General features: G+C 63.9%; 15 protein-coding genes. 11 read left to right on the forward strand and 4 right to left on the reverse strand.

Translation table 11 applies throughout. From position 1 onward, the window contains the following. Positions 1 to 201 precede the first annotated feature (201 nt). The 5 genes from AB6N07_RS12490 (at position 202) to thiD (ending at position 4927) form a co-directional block, all read left to right on the forward strand. Positions 202 to 1080, forward strand: a complete 879-nt coding sequence (locus AB6N07_RS12490) for a dienelactone hydrolase family protein (protein WP_370678124.1) — start codon at positions 202 to 204, stop codon at positions 1078 to 1080. A gap of 101 nt (positions 1081 to 1181) precedes the next feature. After that, on the forward strand, positions 1182 to 2108 hold the full coding sequence (locus tag AB6N07_RS12495) for a DMT family transporter (RefSeq protein ID WP_370678125.1): 927 nt from the start codon (positions 1182 to 1184) through the stop codon (positions 2106 to 2108). Between the two features lie 356 nt (positions 2109 to 2464). Further along, complete coding sequence (locus AB6N07_RS12500) at positions 2465 to 3490, forward strand: FAD-dependent oxidoreductase (RefSeq protein WP_370678126.1); 1026 nt, start codon at positions 2465 to 2467, stop codon at positions 3488 to 3490. Positions 3491 to 3524: 34 nt separating this feature from the next. Then, positions 3525 to 4133, forward strand: coding sequence for a thiamine phosphate synthase (locus AB6N07_RS12505; protein WP_370678127.1), 609 nt, complete (start codon positions 3525 to 3527; stop codon positions 4131 to 4133). Continuing rightward, positions 4130 to 4927, forward strand: a complete 798-nt coding sequence (gene thiD, locus AB6N07_RS12510) for a bifunctional hydroxymethylpyrimidine kinase/phosphomethylpyrimidine kinase (RefSeq protein WP_370678128.1) — start codon at positions 4130 to 4132, stop codon at positions 4925 to 4927. Before AB6N07_RS12505 ends, thiD begins: the two co-directional genes overlap by 4 nt. 7 nt (positions 4928 to 4934) lie before the next feature. Here the strand turns inward: thiD and AB6N07_RS12515 are convergent, their stop codons facing one another. Next, entirely contained in the window at positions 4935 to 5789 is an 855-nt protein-coding gene (locus AB6N07_RS12515) for a LysR family transcriptional regulator (RefSeq protein ID WP_370678129.1), read from the reverse strand. A gap of 84 nt (positions 5790 to 5873) precedes the next feature. On the opposite strand from AB6N07_RS12515, the gene AB6N07_RS12520 reads away from it, so the two are divergent. The 5 genes from AB6N07_RS12520 to AB6N07_RS12540 all read left to right on the forward strand — a co-directional run bounded on the left by AB6N07_RS12520 (position 5874) and on the right by AB6N07_RS12540 (position 11281). Further along, entirely contained in the window at positions 5874 to 6461 is a 588-nt protein-coding gene (locus tag AB6N07_RS12520; RefSeq protein WP_370678130.1) for a cysteine hydrolase family protein, read from the forward strand. Between the two features lie 175 nt (positions 6462 to 6636). After that, positions 6637 to 8280, forward strand: a complete 1644-nt coding sequence (pgi, locus tag AB6N07_RS12525) for a glucose-6-phosphate isomerase (RefSeq protein ID WP_370678131.1) — start codon at positions 6637 to 6639, stop codon at positions 8278 to 8280. A gap of 240 nt (positions 8281 to 8520) precedes the next feature. Next, a complete protein-coding gene (pgl, locus tag AB6N07_RS12530; protein ID WP_370678132.1) occupies positions 8521 to 9213 on the forward strand; it encodes a 6-phosphogluconolactonase in 693 nt (230 codons plus the stop codon). Positions 9214 to 9428: 215 nt separating this feature from the next. Then, positions 9429 to 10232 (forward strand): UDP-2,3-diacylglucosamine diphosphatase, encoded by an 804-nt coding sequence (locus tag AB6N07_RS12535; protein WP_370678231.1) that lies wholly within the window; start codon positions 9429 to 9431, stop codon positions 10230 to 10232. Beyond that, positions 10229 to 11281, forward strand: a complete 1053-nt coding sequence (locus tag AB6N07_RS12540; RefSeq protein ID WP_370678133.1) for a glycosyltransferase family 4 protein — start codon at positions 10229 to 10231, stop codon at positions 11279 to 11281. Before AB6N07_RS12535 ends, AB6N07_RS12540 begins: the two co-directional genes overlap by 4 nt. Before the next feature lie 118 nt (positions 11282 to 11399). On the opposite strand, the gene AB6N07_RS12545 is transcribed toward AB6N07_RS12540, so the two are convergent. Together AB6N07_RS12545 and AB6N07_RS12550 are read right to left on the reverse strand one after the other, a co-directional pair. Further along, the gene (locus tag AB6N07_RS12545) at positions 11400 to 11588 is read right to left on the reverse strand and encodes a YjfB family protein (protein WP_370678134.1); all 189 of its coding nucleotides are present in this window, start codon (positions 11586 to 11588) and stop codon (positions 11400 to 11402) included. Positions 11589 to 11801: 213 nt separating this feature from the next. Beyond that, positions 11802 to 13067 carry a protein phosphatase CheZ gene (locus AB6N07_RS12550; RefSeq protein WP_370678135.1) on the reverse strand — a complete coding sequence of 422 codons (1266 nt, stop codon included), beginning with the start codon at positions 13065 to 13067 and terminating at the stop codon, positions 11802 to 11804. Here AB6N07_RS12550 and AB6N07_RS12555 point away from each other — a divergent pair. Then, positions 13040 to 14398, forward strand: a complete 1359-nt coding sequence (locus AB6N07_RS12555; RefSeq protein ID WP_370678136.1) for an MFS transporter — start codon at positions 13040 to 13042, stop codon at positions 14396 to 14398. The genes AB6N07_RS12550 and AB6N07_RS12555 overlap by 28 nt on opposite strands. Positions 14399 to 14403: 5 nt before the next feature. On the opposite strand, the gene dgcA is transcribed toward AB6N07_RS12555, so the two are convergent. Beyond that, positions 14404 to 15384, reverse strand: coding sequence for an N-acetyl-D-Glu racemase DgcA (dgcA, locus tag AB6N07_RS12560; protein WP_370678137.1), 981 nt, complete (start codon positions 15382 to 15384; stop codon positions 14404 to 14406). Positions 15385 to 15500 lie beyond the last annotated feature (116 nt).

The following is a 15500-nucleotide window of genomic DNA, read 5'->3' on the forward strand; positions in this document are numbered from 1 at the left end:
GACTGTCTGCTGGGGCGCCTCGTTGCCGGCGGAGCTGAATTCAGCTTTCGAGACTCATCTTAAGGAAGAGATTCATCGGATCCTGAACCTAAAAGCACCGTTAGAGCACCAAATCATAAGTGGTTCGTTTTGCTCTGATATTTGCTTCGGAAGTCATGCCGGACGAGTGCCTGTGCTGGAACGGATCCCAGGAGCATCGACATGAGCGAACGCATCGTCATCACGCAGGACATGATCCGTCTTTATGACGAGTACACCCACCTGACGCTGGACCGCCGTGGCTTCATGGAGAAGCTCGCCAAACTGGCCGGTTCGAGTGCCGCGGCTGTGGCGATCGTGCCGTTGATCGAGGCGGGGAAGGCCCAGGCCGCCGTCGTTGCCGCCACCGATGACCGAGTCGATGCCTCGACGATCGAGTTTCCCGGCGATGGCGGGACGCTGAAGGGGTATCTCGTCCGTCCCAAGGCGGTGTCCGGCCCGCTGCCGGCGGTGATGGTCATCCACGAGAACCGGGGGCTCAACGGCCATATCGAGGATGTGGCCCGGCGCCTCGCGCTGGAAGGCTTTCTCACGCTGGCGCCGGACTTCCTGTCGCCGGCCGGAGGTACGCCCGCCGACGAGGACAAGGCGCGCGACCTGATTGCCGCGCTCGACAGGGTGAAGGCCGTCAACAACGCCGTGGCCGCCGCCAGTTTCCTGCGTGGCCACGAGGGCGGCAATGGCAAGTCCGGCAGTGTCGGCTTCTGCTGGGGCGGTGGGCTGTCGCTCCAGACGGCGGTGGCCGATGCGGGGCTCGGAGCAGCGGTGTCCTATTATGGCGCCCAGCCGACGGCCGAACAGGTGGCCGCCATCAAGGCGCCGCTGCTGTTGCACTATGCCGGTCTCGACGATCGCATCAACGCCGGTATCCCGGTGTTCGAGGCAGCGCTGAAGGCAGCCGGCAAGACCTATGAACTTCACATGTATCCCGGCGTCAACCACGCCTTCAACAACGACACCTCGGCGGCGCGCTACGACAAGGCGGCGGCCGACCTCGCTTGGACGAGAACGGTCGGCTTCCTGAAATCCAATCTGGCCTGAGGCTGGACCGGTGCGCGGGCAGGCTCAAAAATATGATAAATTGGATCTTGGTCCCGCGCCAAATCGCTATATAAGCGGCTGAGCAAGGAGCTGCTTTTTCCATGTCGCCGACCGCCGCGGGCGTTCTTTTCAAGCTCGCCTCGACCATCGCCTTCGCCTTCATGCTGACGCTGATCAAGCTGGTGTCGGGCCGCGTGCCCCCAGGGGAAGTGCTGTTCGCCCGCTCTTTCTTCGGCATCGTCCCGGTGATCGTCTATCTCGCGGCGCTCGGCGTCTTTCCTGCCTCGCTCAGGACTGCAAGGCCGCTCGGCCACGTGCGCCGGTCGCTGGTTGGTACCGCCTCGATGTTCTGTTGGTTCACGGCGGTCAGCTATCTGCCGCTGCCCGACGCTACCGCCATCAGCTACTCGGGGCCGCTGTTCGGCGTGTGTCTCGCGGCGCTGGTATTGCACGAGCGCGTCAGGGCGTTTCGCTGGGGGGCGGTGGGTATCGGCTTTCTCGGCGTGCTGATCGTTCTCTCGGGGCAGCTCAACGGCTTCGAAATGGGATTCCAAGGTAGCCGGGCGACGGGCGCGATCTGCGCGCTCGCCTCGGCGGTATTGGGCGCATTCGCCGCCGTCACCGTGCGCGAGCTGACGGCGACCGAGACCACCGGCGCCATCGTCTTCTATTTCCTGGCCTGTGGCTCGGCTTTCTCCTTCGTGACGATACCCTTCGGCTGGGTGGTGCCCAGCTTCTCCGACGCTGCCATGCTGATCGTTGCCGGCCTGTTCGGCGGTATCGGCCAGGTGTTGATGACGCAGTCCTATCGTCTCGCCGAGGCGTCGGTGATCGCCCCGCTCGACTACATCAACATGATCTGGATCGTCATTCTGTCTTACCTGATCTTCGGCGACGTGCCGACGGCGGTCGTGCTTGCCGGCTCGTTGGTGGTCATCGCCTCCGGCGTGTTCGTGGTCTGGCGGGAACGCCGCCTCGGCATCCTCGAAGCCAAGGCCAAGGCACGCAGCGCCGACACGCCAACTTAGTTTTCTGCCTCAGGCGCCGGCGGGCCTCTGATCTATGGCTTCCGTTCCGTTGCGGAAGCCGCCAAGGCGGCTTCGGTTTTAATCCTGCCTCAGGCGCCGGCGGCGACATCCGTCGCCTTGGCTTCCGCTCCGCTTCCGTCTTCGCGACGCTTCGTGTCTCGAAGACTCGCTTCACGCGGCGCCTCTTGGCGCCGGAAACCGCTGGGCGGTTTCGGTTTTATTTTTCGACCTCAGACGCCGACGGGCAGTTCAGGTGATTGCTCTCGGACAGGGTTGGTTGGCGTTGACACTCTCTCGGGAGCGGGCCAAAAGGTCATGCAGAGCGTGTGAGACCACGTGGGCGCGAGAGATATCCGATGAGCGAAATTGCGAGCGGCAAGCGCGAGATGGTCGATGTGGCGATCGTCGGTGCCGGTCCCATGGGACTCGTCACAGCCCTGATGTGCGCCCGCGCCGGCCTCAGGGTGGCGATCTACGAGCGGCAAAGCGATTTTTCCGGCTCGCCGGCCTGGAATGGCACCGGCGTCCTCGCTCCCGACTGCGAGGCTGATGGCGCCGACGCCACCATCGTGGATCTTGGACGTCGCTCGGTCGAACTGTGGCCGACGCTGATCCCCGGTCTCACGATCAACGGCGCGCTGGTGCTCGGCAATCGGCGCCAGCCGTCGGCGCTTGACGATTATTCCAGTTTCGTCCTCAACTATGAATGGGTCGACGAGGAGCGCATTGCCTCTCTCGAGCCGTCGCTCGCCGGCGTCTACAGCCGGGGCATGTATTTCTCGCAAGCCGCGCATGCCGATCCGCGTGTCTTGTTCACTGGGCTCAAAGATGTGCTCGAGGCTGGAGGCGTCCGGATTCGCTTCGATTGGATCGGCACGTTGGATAGCCTGCAAGCCGAGCGCATCATCGATACGCGTGGCCTCGGTGCGCGGGACCGCTTTCCCGAACTCAGAGCCGTCACGGCGGAGATGATCCAGGTGCGCAGCCATAAGGTCGAGCTCAACCGGCCGATCCGGCTTCTGCACAACCGTCATTCGCTCTATGTCACGCCGCGCGGCCAGGGGATGTACGTGATCGGCGCCACCACAGTCGACGACGATCGAAGCGGCGTTTCGGTTCGCTCGGCCGGCGAACTGATGATGCACGCCATATCGCTTTTGCCCGCCTTCGCCGATGCCGAAGTTCTGGAACTGCGCTCCGGCCTGATGCCGGTTCTGATGAACGGCGTGCCGAAGGTGCAGGTCGGGGAGCGCATCATCGCCATCAACGGTCTTTTCCGCTATGGCTGGATGGTGGCGCCGGCCATCGCCGAGGATCTCCTGCGCGTCATCTACACGCAGGCGACCAAGGTCATCCATGCCAGCAGGCCGATGCGCGGCTGATCTTCTCCTCCTTCTGCCTTCAAACGGAAAGCCGATGCTCGACCGCTTCTATCTCATCATCGACCGTGCTGCCTGGCTGCCGCGCCTGTTGCCGCTCGGATTGAAGTTGGTACAGATCCGCACCAAAGCGCCGGATATCGAGACGCGGCGGCGGGAAATCGCCGACTCGCTTGCTCTCTGCAAGGCGGCTGGTGCCGTGTGCGTGGTCAACGATCACTGGCGGGAAGCGATCGAGTTCGGCGCCGAGTGGCTACATCTCGGCCAGGAAGATCTCGATACGGCCGACCTCAAGGCTATCAGGGCGGCCGGCATCCGTTTCGGCGTCTCCACCGCCAACAGAGAGGAACTCGACCGGGCGCTCGCCGTCGATCCGCATCACATTGCGTTGGGACCGATCTGGTCGACCATCTCCAAGGACGACGCGGCGCCGGCCAGCGGCCCGGAGCTGCTCACCGAATGGAAGCGTATCGCGAAAAGGCCGCTGGTGGCGATCGGCGGCATCTCGCTCGACCGGGCGCCGATCTGCTGGGGCGCCGGCGCCGACAGCGTGGCCGTGATCTCCGATGTGTTGTCGGCAGCCAGTCCCGAGGCGCGCCTCACCGAGTGGCTCGATACGGCGAAAGCCTGGGAGGCGCGGGCATGACGGCGATCGCGGTGACCATCGCAGGCTCGGATTCCGGCGGTGGCGCCGGAATCCAGGCCGACCTCAAGACATTCTCGGCGCTTGGCGTTTATGGCGCGTCGGTCATCACGGCGCTGACGGCGCAGAACACCCGTGGCGTGACGGCGATCCACGAGGCGCCGGCCGACTTCGTCCGCGCTGAGATCGATGCCGTCTTCTCCGATCTCGCGGTCGATGCGGTGAAGATCGGTATGCTGGCGAGCCCGGAGCTGATCCGCATCGTTGCGGCCGGGCTCCGCGACTATGGCCAAAGCCGCGTCGTCCTCGATCCGGTGATGGTGGCGACCTCGGGCGACAGCCTCTTGAAGGCCGAGGCGGTGGCGACGCTACGCGAGGAGCTGTTCCCGCTGGCGAGCCTCATCACACCCAACCTGCCGGAAGCCGGCAAGCTTCTGGGACGAGACGTGGGCGAGACAGCCGACGATATGCTGGCGGCGGCGCGCGAGCTCAAGTCGCTTGGCCCGAAGGCGGTGCTCGTCAAGGGCGGCCATGGGACAGGCGCCGAAAGCACTGATCTCTTTCTCGACGAGCAGGGCGCCCGCTGGCTGACGGCGCCGCGCCATGCGACGCGCAACACCCACGGTACCGGTTGCACGCTGTCGTCGGCCATTGCCGCCGGTCTCGCCAAGGGGCTTGATCTTGTTGCCGCCGTCAGCGAGGGCAAGGCCTATGTCACCGCGGCCATCGTCGCCGCCGATCGGTTGGAGATCGGCCACGGCCACGGCCCGGTGCACCATTTCCACGCCTGGTGGTGAGGCCACCTTATCTTTCAAGCCGGCGGCTCACCTCCGCGTCGATCCAGCGGGCGACGGCGCGCACCGCCGGTGCCTTGCCGCGTTCCGGGTGAGCAAGACGATAGACGTCGCGGAAAGCGGTGCCGCGTGTGCCTTCAACTTCGGAAAAGCGTTCGTCAGCGTCGCCCATCAGCGTTGGTAGCATGACCTCCGCGCCGACGGACGCCGCCGCCTCGACCAGAATGTCGAGGTGGTTGGAGCGGGCGGCGACACGGGCGCCCGGCCGAAGTGCGGACAGCGCGATCGCCTCAGGCATCTCGGCATATTCGCGACCGTAGGCGACGATGGCGTCGGAGTTGGCGCCTGCCTTTGGCCGATAGAGCGCGAAGGCGAGGCGGCCCAACCGCCGGATGGTCGCGTTGTCTTCCGGACCCCGCCCCAACCGCACGGCAAGGTCGGCTTCTCGTCCTTCAAAACTGACACTGCGGTCCTCGTTCATCAGGTCGATTTCGATATCGGGATTGGCGGCGGCAAGGCTGCCGAGCGCTGGACCCAAGATCACCTGGTGAACGAGCCCGACGCTGGAAACCCGCACGCTGCCGGCAGCCTCTTCCCGTAACCGGCGCAGATGGTTGTCGGTCTCCTCGGCGACAGCGGCCATGGCCGTCAGCCGCGGTAGGATCGTTCTGAGAAGCGGGGTCGGCCGCAGCCGGCGGTCGATCCGATCGAATAGGGCTGCTTCGAGCCGGGCCTCGATGCGGCCGAGACGGCGAGCGGCCGTGGTCTGATCGACGCCCAGGCGGCGGGCCGCCTCGCTCAGGGTGCCACCAGCGACAATCTCACTGATCAGCTCCAGGTCGTCCCAACGGATAACGGCGTTCATGCAGGTTCATTCCCGTAAATCGCGGATTTCCTGCTTTAACGCAGAGCCTATTCTCGTGCGCAGGTCAAGCAGAAGGGAAACACAATGCCAGTCACACTCAATGAACTCTTCGGTCGCGTTGCCAAGCCCGCTCGTCTCGGCGCGACGCCGCTGGTGCTGATTGATTGCCAGAATGACTATCTCGCCGGTCCCCTTGGTCTCTCAGATATTGAGGCCGCAGTGGAAGCAACCGGCCGGCTACTTGATGCTGCGAGGATGCGTGGTTCCAAGGTGATCCACGTTGTCCAGCGCGGGGTAGCCGGCGGGCTGTTCGATCTTGAGGGGTGGGGAGGCGCCATCATCGATCGGCTGGCGCCGCGGGCTGGTGAAAGCATCGTGGTCAAGACGCGTCCGAATGGCTTTTCCGACACCACGCTGCTTGCCGAACTGGGAGACACGGGCGGCGAATTGATCATCGCCGGCTTCATGACGCACAACTGCGTTTCATCGACGGCGCGCGCGGCTCTCGATCTCGGTATCCTGCCGACCGTGGCGTCAGACGCCACCGCGACGCGCGACCTGCCATTGTCCGGGGGAATCGTGGCGGCCGCCGATCTGCAGCGAGCGGAACTCGCGGCTCTCGCCGACCGGCATGCCGTGATTGTTACCGTCGCGGAACTCCTGGAGGGCTAGGGCGGTTCGCCGCGCGATTTCAGCGGCTTGTTACATCAAGTTGTCTGGGCCTTCGCGCCGAATTCGCAATCAAACCTAGACGAAGGTACTAGCCTTGCTCCCATCCTCTCCGTAATATCCCGGGCCAATTGGCGCAATATAAGCGGGCAACAGCCCTGCATGGGAGTGCGTGAACATGGTCGCTGAGCTGGATCCTATCTTCAAGCGTCTGGAAGCCAAGAAGGCCGAGCTGGCCGATCGCCCGATGCGCAAGCTGTTTGCCGAGGACGCCGGTCGGTTCGACCGCTTCAGCGTGCACCTCGACGACCTTCTGCTCGACTTCTCGAAGAACCGTCTCGACGCGGACGCCTTCGCCCTGCTGCTCGAGCTCGCCAAGACGGCCGGTGTGGCGGAGCGCCGCGACGCCATGTTCGCCGGTGCCGTCATCAACACCACCGAGAAGCGTTCGGTGCTGCATACGGCGCTGCGCAATCGTTCCAACACGCCGGTCATCGTTGACGGCAAGGACGTCATGCCCGACGTCAACGAGGTGCTCGGCCGCATCCGCGATTTCGCTGAGGGCGTGCGCTCGGGCAAGATCGCCTCGTCGACCGGCGCCAAGTTCACTGACGTCGTCAACATCGGCATCGGCGGCTCCGACCTTGGTCCTGCCATGGCGACGCTGGCGCTGACGCCCTATCGCGGCAATGGTCCGCGTCTCCATTACGTCTCCAACGTCGACGGCGCTCACATCTCCGACACGCTGGCCGAGCTCGATCCCAAGACGACGCTGTTCGTCATCGCGTCGAAGACCTTCACCACCTCCGAGACCATGACCAACGCCGGCACCGCCCGCGACTGGATCAAGAAGCATCTCGGCGAGGCGGCTGTTGGCGCCCACTTCTGTGCCGTATCCACGGCGCTCGACAAGGTGGCCGCCTTCGGCATGGACGTGAAGCGCGCCTTCGGCTTCTGGGACTGGGTCGGCGGTCGCTATTCGGTGTGGTCGGCCATCGGTCTGCCGGTGGCCATCGCCGTCGGTTACGATAACTTCGTGGCCTTCCTGGCCGGCGCCCATGAGGTGGACAACCACTTCCGCAGCGCGCCGCTCGAGAAGAATATTCCGGTGATCCTCGGCCTGCTCGGCGTCTGGTACCGTAACGTCTGGGGCTTCTCGACGCATGCCGTGCTGCCCTACGATCAGCGTCTCAGCCGTTTTGCCGCCTATCTCCAGCAGCTCGATATGGAATCGAACGGCAAGGGCGTGCGCACCGATGGCACGCCGGTGCCGCGTGCCTCGGGTCCCATCGTCTGGGGCGAGCCGGGCACCAATGGCCAGCACGCTTTCTACCAGCTGATCCATCAGGGCACCGACGTCATTCCGGCCGACTTCCTGGCCGCCGCCGTGCCGCACGAGCACGTAAGCGACCACCACGCCAAGCTGCTCTCCAACGTGCTGGCCCAGACCGAGGCGCTCATGCTCGGCAAGACCGCCGAGGAAGCCGCCGCCGAGCTGAAGAAGGCCGGCAAGTCGGATGCCGACATCGCCGCGTTGGCGCCGCACAAGGCCTTCCCGGGTAACCGGCCGACCAACACCATCCTCTACCGGACGCTTGATCCGAGGACGCTTGGCCGCCTGATCGCCATCTACGAGCACAAGGTGTTCGTGCAGGGCACCATCTGGGGCGTCAATTCCTACGACCAGTGGGGCGTCGAGCTTGGCAAGGAACTCGCCAACCGTCTTCTGCCAGTCCTCAAGGGCGAGGCCGAGCCGGCGGCGAGCCAGGACGTCTCGACCAAGGGACTGGTTGCGGCCCTCAAGGCGCTGCAGAAGGATTGATCTTCCGTTATGGTCGGCGGCGGTCCGCTGCCGACCTTTTTCCCGTGCTGGTTTACCGCTCAGGTGGTTGACACGGTTTGATAGGGATTGCGGAAAGTCGGCCGGTGCCAACGCCGGCCGATTGTGTATATTTGACTAAGGGGAAACTGGCCGCGACGGTCTTGTCCGAGGTGCCGGCCGACCCGCCGCCAAGCCGACAAAAGCTGGCGGCGCCAAGGGATCGCCGATCTGGAGGAACGGATGTACGAGTTTCAGGAGTTCGAAAATGGGGCAGCGCTCGCCGATGCGTTGACCGTCGAGGTTGCAGGCGCGCTCGCCCACGCCATCCGCCTGCATGGCAAGGCAGCGCTGGCGTTGTCGGGGGGCAAGACGCCGGTGCGCTTCCTCGAGGCGATGTCGCGCTATCGCATGCCTTGGAACGACGTTGTCGTGACGCTGGTCGACGAGCGCTGGGTGCCGGAGACGAACGAACGCTCCAATGCCGGCCTTGCTCGCCGCCACCTTTTGAAGGGGCCGCTCAGCAACATCGAATTCGTCCCGCTCTATCGGCCGGTGCCGACGCCGGAAGAGGCTGTTGCCGAAGTGGGCAAGGCGATCGACGACCTGCCGCTGCCGTTTGCCGCCGTCGTGCTCGGCATGGGTGATGATGGCCATACGGCCTCGTTCTATCCGGGGGCCGACAATCTTGCCGCTGCCAACTCGCCGGACTGTAAGGCGAAGGTGATGGCGATCAACGCCGCGGGGGCGGGCGAGCCGCGTATTACGCTGACGCTGCCGCTGCTGCTCGCCGCCGATGAGATCCTTCTGCACATCGAGGGCGCCGAAAAGCGCGCCGCCTTCGAGAAGGCAGTGGCTGGCGACGACGTGCTGGAGATGCCGGTGCGCAGTCTCCTGAAGTCGGAAAAGCTGGTGAAGGTTCTTTGGTGCCCGTAAGCGCACCGGTTGTTTTTTCGATCGCGCGGCCCGGTCTTGACCGGGCCGTTTTGCTTTTAAAAGCCGCGGAGTGGTGCCACTGGCCGCCGTTTGGAGGCCAATAGGCGTTTCTGTCATAAAACTGAGAAGCTGCCGGGACAAAAGGAGGTATCGGGATTGGCGCGTTGCCATCGATTCCCGCCTCGGAGAAGATGCTGCATGCATCTTTGTTTGCCATGACGGACGCAAATACTACCCGAAGCCTCAGAACGTTGTTCCTGTCCGACATTCATCTCGGTACGCGCGATTGCCAAGCCGATCTTCTGCTGGATTTTATGCGCGTCCACGAGGCGGAGACGATCTATCTCGTTGGTGATGTCATCGACGGATGGCGGATGCGTCGGTCCTGGTTCTGGACGCAGAGCCACAATGACGTCGTCCAGAAGCTGCTGCGCAAGGCCCGAAAAGGCGCGCGCGTCGTCTACATTCCCGGCAACCACGACGAATTCCTGCGAGACTACCTCGGCACGCATTTCGGCGGCGTCGAGGTGATGGATCGCTGCTTGCACGAGGCGGCCGACGGCCGGCGATATCTGGTCATCCACGGCGACCAGTTCGACGTGGTGGTGCGGCATGCCCGCTGGCTCGCCTATCTTGGCGACTGGGCCTATGAAATGGCGCTGTGGACCAACACCTGGGTCAACAAATTCAGGCGCTTCGTCGGGCTGCCCTATTGGTCGTTGTCGGCCTGGGCCAAGCTCAAGGTGAAGAACGCCGTCAACTTCATCGGCGCCTTCGAGGATGCGTTGGCCCATGAGGCGCGGCGCGTCGGCGCCGACGGCGTCATCTGTGGGCACATCCATCATGCGACCATGCGCGACATGAACGGCATCGCTTACATCAATACCGGCGACTGGGTGGAAAGCTGCACCGCCATCGCCGAGAACCACGACGGCAGCCTCGAGATCATTCGCTGGACGCGTCTTGAACATGAGCGCCAGTCGCCGCTGATGCTGTCGCACGCCGAGGCGGCGGAATGACCCGCATCACCGTCGTCACCGACGCCTGGCATCCGCAAGTCAATGGCGTGGTCCGGTCGATCGAGCGCACCAATGCCGAGCTGATCGCCATGGGCGCCGAGGTCACCATGGTGACGCCCGACCTGTTCCGGACGCTGCCGCTGCCGAGTTATCCCGAAATTCGCGTCGCCATTTCGACCTACCGGCGGGTGGCTCGCGAGATCGAGCGCGGCCAGCCGGCCTATGTTCATATCGCGACGGAAGGGCCGCTTGGTCTCAAGGCCCGGAAGTGGTGCCGCCGCCACGGCATGCCCTATACGACCAGCTACCACACCCGCTTTCCCGAATATGTGGCGGCCCGGCTGCCGGTGCCCCAATCCTGGCTCTACGCCTTCGTTCGTCGCTTTCACAACGGTGGCGCTGGCTGCATGGTGGCCACCGATACGCTGGCAGCGGAACTGACGGCCCGCGGCTTCCGCAACCTGATGCGCTGGGGACGCGGCATCGACGCCGACCTGTTCCGGCCGCGACCGGACGAAGAGGGCCTGTTCGACCTGCCGCGTCCGATCTTCATCAACGTGGGACGCCTTGCCGTCGAAAAGAACCTCGAGGCCTTTCTGGCACTCGACCTGCCCGGATCCAAGGTGGTTGTCGGCGACGGTCCGCAGCGGGCAAGTCTCGAAAGACGCTATCCCGACGTCCACTTCGCCGGCGTGATGATCGGCGAGGAGCTCGCTCGCGCCTATGCCTCGGCCGACGTGTTCGTGTTTCCCTCGCGCACCGACACCTTCGGCAACGTGGTTCTGGAGGCGCTGGCTTCCGGCTTGCCAGTCGCCGCCTATCCGGTGATGGGACCGCTCGACATCCTCGGCGACAGCGACGCCGGCATTCTGGACGAAGATCTCCGGGCTGCCTGTCTTGGAGCTCTGGTCATCGACCCGGCAGCTGCGCGCGAGCTGGCGCTTTCGTTCACTTGGCGGCGGTCGGCGATGCAGTTCCTCGACAACATCCGTCTCGCCAACGGTGAGACGCTGGATGAGCCTCCTGTGCTCGTGCCAGTGACGGTCTGAGTTCGGCGGATATCGCAAAAAAAAGCAAAGCCGCCGATGACAGGTTTCTCGGCGGCTTTCGCGTCTCTGAAGTGGTGCACATTCAGGCGTGATTAAACATCTAGGCAAAGAGCTACGGTCAGACGGTCAAGTCCACATAGCTCCCCATGCCCGCCGGTGGAGGGGCAGAGGCTGCCTGCTCGACGGCTTTGCTCATAAGGTCGGCTGCCGATTGGTCCGACTTGAGCGCCATCTTCAACACCGCCGTGCCGATGTCGTTGCCGGTGTTGCCCTGCTGCATGGTAGCGACGGTCGCTGCAACGTCCATTTTCGGTACTCGCGTCTGGTAGGTGGCCCAGCCAGTTGATTGAGCGCCTGAAAGATTGACAAGCTATTATTGAAGCGGCGCGGTTAGGCCGCAAGGCCACAGCGGCGTTGCCGGTCACAGCGGTAGGACCAGGTGCACCCGGAGCGAGTAACACCTAGACGAACGTGTCAAACCGATACCGGGCCACTCTGCGGAAAACTCACGCGATCACATTCAGGAGAATAGCGCCTGCCGCTCGGCCTTGGTCATCCGGGCGAAGGGATCATCGACGTCCTGACCCTTTCGAACGGTGTCCGAAACTTCCTTGAGCGCCTCGATGGCGGTGTCGACGGCTTCCGAGGCGATGGCGAGCGCCTCGTCGGTCGGCTCTCCGGCTGCATCCGACTCCTCGGGAGCGGTCTCGATGGCGTCGAAGCTGATGCTGTCGGCAAGCTCAGCCGCCGTTTCCGGCGTATCCTCGGTGGTCTCGATGGCGTCGAAGCTGATGCTATCGGCAAGCTCGGCCGCCGTTTCCTGCGTGTCGTCAGCAGTCTCGATCGTGTCGAAGTCGATGCTGTCGGCAAGCGCGGCGCCGTCCGCCGATGTATCTTCCTCAAATGGAATGGAGTCGAAGTCGATCTGGCCGTCGGCACCCACCATGGATGGGGCAGGGGGCTGATCGAGACCGGCCATGGCCTCGATGCGGGCGAAATCCATCTCGTCGAGAGCATGGTTCGCCACGACATCAAGGGCCGCCTGATCGGCGTCGGCATCCTCGACCAACAGATTGTCGACCAGATTTTGCTCGATGCCCTCGCCAGCCAGCGCCGGGCCGTTCAGCAGATGGGCGTCGGGACGATGGTCGTGGGCGTTGACGGCGACACGCCGATCAACGGACGACTTTTGCATCTCTTCCTCGTCCATGCCCCAGATCTCGATCATCGCGTTGATGCGGTTCTCAAGATAGCGGAGCACCTGCACGACCTTCTGGGTCCGCTGGCCGGTGAGGTCCTGGAACGAGCAGGCCATGTAGATGTTGGTGGTGAGGTTTTCGACCTCATCGCAGAAGGCGTTATCAACGCCAGCCTCGCGCATCGTCCAGGCAAGCTCCTGGATCTTCTCGGCTGAACCGAGGATCTCGGAGGTTGCCCCCTCGGTCTGTTCGACGATGGCGTCGAGTTCGTTGGAAGCGCGGTCGAAGCGGCTGAGCGGCGAGCGGCCGTCACTCTTGATCTGGGCGATCTCGAGCTTGGTGCGCTCGATGGCGTCCTTCATCTCGCCGATATCGAGACGAATGCGATCGGCGTCTGGGCGACGCTCGCGCTTCATAATGGTCTCTAGCCGGCTGATGGCGTCGATGACCAGACCAGTGTCAGCCGAACGATGACGCCGGGCATACTCGGAAAGGAACCAGCGCCCCTTCTCGGTTTCCATCACGGCGGCTTCGATGGCCTCGAAATCAGATTCGCGCAGTGGCGATAGGGCTCGCGAATTTTCCATATTTTCGCCGCAGACCCCTTTGTAGACTAAACCAGATAAAGCTACAGCTAGAGCGCCAGCCTGTAACAGGCAAGCGATTCAGATCAGCGAGCCGCAATCATCGGCGCGAATCCTTCATAAGCAGTTTATTCCGAGTTGCTTCGTTGACAAGAATGATCGGGCGCTTTGCCCCCGCCTATTTGATGAGCGCCTTCTACGCCATCGCTTTTTTCGTCAACGGGGTGCTGACTCCGTTCTTTCCTGTCCTGTTGCAGGTCAAAGGGCTCAGCGGCGAACAGATCGCCTTTGTGCTGGCGACGCCGCAGGTCATGCGCATGTTTACCATGCCGGTGGTCAGCGGGCTGTCGGATCGGGCGCGCGACCGACGCTTCGTGATGGCCGGCCTGATCGGCCTGACGCTCGGCTTTTCCATGCTCTTCGGCATTGCGAAGGGCGATCTCGCCGTGATGGCCGTGGGCTCCATCCTTCTGGTGCTGTCCTACTGCGTCGGTCCGCTGGCCGACGCCTTCGCCATGATCATGGATCGCCACGGGCTCGGTGAGTACGGCAAGATGCGGCTGTGGGGCTCGGCATCCTTCATCCTCGGCAATATCGTCGGTGGCTATGCCATGGAGCACTCGGGGTCGACGGCGGTCTATTTCCTGGTGCTGTTCGGCTTTGCCATTGCCATGTCGTCAACGGTTGCCATCCCGCCGGCACCACCGACCACCACACACGCTTCCGCGGCGGCGCTGACCGTGCTGCGAAAGCCGGCCTTTCTGGCCGTGCTGCTCGGCCACGCCGTCAATCAGGCGGGGCATGCCGCGCTCTACAGCTTCGGCACGATCCTGTGGCGGGCCAATGGCTTCTCGGATTTCACCATCGGCATCTTCTGGGCCGTCGGCGTCATCGCCGAAATCATCCTGTTCTCGCAGGCCGGACGGATGTTCCGGGTGGTCTCGCCACTGAAGCTGATGGCCGGCGGCGCGGTGATCGGTTGCCTGCGCTGGCTGTTGTTCTCGCTGGACCTGCCGCTGTTGCCGACGCTGATGCTCCAGATGATGCACGCCGGCTCCTTTGCGCTCGCCCATATCGGCCTGATGCGCTTTCTGCGAGAGGTGGTGCCGACTGAGCGCGCCGCCTCGGCGCAGGGTACTTTCGTCATCTTCAACGGTCTTGCCATGGCGCTCGGCACGGCGCTGGCCGGCCGGCTGGTGCCGACGCTTGGCTCGGATACCTATGTGGTGATGTCAGTTTTCCCGATCCTCGGCCTGATCATCCTGACGGCGGCCGGCGGCGGCGCACGGCGCTTGCCGGCCCACGATGCGACGACGACTGTTACGCCGGCTTGAGCGGATCAGCCCCAGAGATCGGGGTAGGGCGGGTGGACGATCGAGCCTGAGAACATCAGGCCTGGCTGGCGATCGCGGGCGAGAAGCAGCGGCCCGTCGATATCGGCGTACTGGGCGCGTTGCGCGGCGACAAAGGCAGGCGCCATGGCAAGAGAACTCGATACCATGCAGCCGACCATGACGATCAGCCCTTCCTCTTCGGCGGCGGCGATCATATCCAGCGCCTCGGTGAGGCCGCCGGTCTTGTCGAGCTTGACGTTGACGGCGTCGTAGCGGCCGACCAGTCGCTTGATATCGGCCGTGGTATGGGCACTCTCGTCGGCACAGACCGGCACCGGCCGCTTGGCCTCGATGAGATAGTCGTCGGCATTGGCGGGCAGCGGCTGTTCGATCATGGCGACGCCGAGCTCGATGCACGCCTCCATCATGTCCGGGAACATCTCGGGTGTCCAACCCTCGTTGGCATCGACGATGATGCGGCTCCTCGGTGCTGCCCGGCGGATGGCGACGAGGCGTTCGCGGCCGCCGTCGCCGCCGAGCTTCACCTTCAGCGTCGGCCGATCGCTGGCCGATTTGGCGGCGGCGGCCATGGCATCGACGCTGGCGAGCGAAATGGTGAAGGCGGTGTTCACCGGCTCGAGCGGTGGCAGGCCGAGCAGGTGGGCTACACCGCGATGGGTTGCCTTGGCCTCAAGGTCGATCAGCGCGCAGTCGAGTGCGTTGCGGGCGGCGCCGGGCGTCATGGTATCCCGCAGGGCAAAGCGATCGCCGCCCTTCTCGATAAAGGAGCGGGCGCTTTCGATCTGGGCGACGACGCTTTCAACCGATTCGCCGTAGTGCGCATAAGGAACGCCTTCGCCCCGCCCCGACACAGCACCTTCGCTGATGGTCGCCACCACCACGACCGCTTCCGTCTTGGAACCGCGTGAGATGGTGAAGGTGCCGGCGATGGGAAAGCTGTCGACGGTTATGCTGAGCTTACGCAAGGCGACCTCACATTGATTTCCGCGCGAATAAGGCGGCTTCGGCCGATGCCGCCGGCGATACGCCGGAAAACGCCACATCAAGGGGACGGAACAACTGTCTGTTTCGGTCAACGTTG

The sequence above is a fragment of the Pleomorphomonas sp. PLEO genome (assembly GCF_041320595.1).
In the GTDB taxonomy this organism is placed as follows: Bacteria; Pseudomonadota; Alphaproteobacteria; order Rhizobiales; family Pleomorphomonadaceae; genus Pleomorphomonas.